The sequence below is a fragment of the Paraburkholderia sp. SIMBA_027 genome (assembly GCF_046535315.1).
Classification (GTDB): domain Bacteria; phylum Pseudomonadota; class Gammaproteobacteria; order Burkholderiales; family Burkholderiaceae; genus Paraburkholderia; species Paraburkholderia tropica.
The window spans coordinates 1-246 of the sequence record NZ_JAWRWY010001352.1; the positions used below are offsets into that span (position 1 = coordinate 1).

The 246-nt window shown below is 61.8% G+C and carries 1 protein-coding gene; it reads left to right on the top strand.

Translation table 11 applies throughout. The annotated features are described in order from the left end of the window. Nucleotides 1–99 precede the first annotated feature (99 nt). Nucleotides 100–246, top strand: a 147-nt coding sequence (locus SB764_RS43585) for an OB-fold nucleic acid binding domain-containing protein (RefSeq protein WP_410867251.1), incomplete at its 3' end; no start/stop codon positions are given.

The window sequence follows — 246 nt, forward strand, 5'->3', positions numbered from 1 at the left end:
GAAGACTACTCACACACCGGTCTCACCCTGCGGGCGCATCCGGTGTCGTTTCTCCGAAGAGACCTCGATCGGAAGGGTATCGTTACCTGCGCCCAAGCCATGGGGCAGCGCGATGGGAGATGGCTTTGGACTGCAGGGCTGGTTCTGGTGCGTCAGCGACCCGGATCCGCAAAGGGCGTGATGTTCCTCACGCTGGAAGACGAGACCGGTATCGTCAACGCCGTGGTCTGGCCATCGCTGTTCGAG